The following is a 1,159-nucleotide window of genomic DNA, read 5'->3' on the forward strand; positions in this document are numbered from 1 at the left end:
ATCAAGGAACTGGGCCTGTAATCCAGTGACTTGAGCGGATGGCCCAGCGATGGGCCGTCCAGGCATGAAGGCTCTGCCGGCGGGCGCTAGGACCCGCCGGCCTTTCCCGCCAGCGAGGCTCTGCTGGCGGGCTTTGTTGCGTCATGTTGCTGTCATCTGTCTGTCATACAGAGCCTTTAGGGTGTCACCCCATGAACGACATGGCCAACTCCCCGATGAACTCCTCCCTTGCTCCCGAGCGGATTGACTTCAATACGCCAGCCCTGCAACGCAAGCGCCGCATCCGTGCCCTCAAGGACCGCCTGACCCGCTGGTACGTGCTGGTCGGCGGCCTGGCCGTGCTGGCGGCGATCACCCTGATCTTCTTCTACCTGGCCTACGTCGTGCTCCCGCTGTTCCGCGGCGCCGACCTGGAGACCCGCGAAGCGCTGACTCCGGCCTGGATGCAGCAGGCGCAGGTGCCCCTGCTGCTCAGCATCGAGGAGCAGAACCAGGTGGCCATGCGCGTTGGCGGCCAGGGCGAGATCCTCTTCTTCAACGCCAAGACCGGTGTCGAACTGAAGCGTGTCGCTCTGCCGCTTCCGGCGGGCAGCGAGATCCGCTCGATCGCCCAGGACCAGCCGGGCAGCCCGACGGTCGCCCTGGGCCTGTCCAACGGACAGGTGCTGGTGTTCCAGCACACCTACAAGGTCACCTACCCGGACAACAAGAAGACCATCACCCCGGAGATCGCCTTCCCCTACGGCGAGACCCCGATCGGTCTCGATCCGCAGGGCCGCCCGCTGGAGCATGTGAGCATCAATGCCGGCGACGACAGCCTGCTGCTGGCTGGCTCCGTCGACAAGCAACTGCTGCTGTTGAGCATGACTCGCGAAGAGAACATGCTGACCGGCGAAAGCACGCTGGACGAGGAGCGCATCGAACTCCCGCAGATCGCCGAACCGGTGAAAGCCATCTACCTCGACCCGCGCAAGCAGTGGCTGTACGTGATCAACGGACGTGCCACCGCCGATGTGTTCGACCTGCACAGCCGCCAGTTGAACGGTCGCTACAAGCTGCTGGAAGACCCCAACGCCGAGGTCACCGCGAGCACCCAACTGCTGGGCGGCATCTCGCTGCTGGTGGGCGACTCCAAGGGTGGCATCGCCCAGTGGTTCAT

1 pseudogene is annotated in these 1,159 nt (G+C 64.5%); it reads left to right on the forward strand.

Features of this window, described 5'->3' with window-relative positions:
• Nucleotides 1-443: 443 nt before the first annotated feature.
• A pseudogene (locus FFS27_RS33000) lies at nucleotides 444-1,159 on the forward strand (ABC transporter permease subunit); the annotation flags it as partial.

Origin of the sequence: Pseudomonas sp. 2VD, assembly GCF_005503585.1 — a bacterium.
Taxonomy (GTDB): domain Bacteria; phylum Pseudomonadota; class Gammaproteobacteria; order Pseudomonadales; family Pseudomonadaceae; genus Pseudomonas; species Pseudomonas aeruginosa.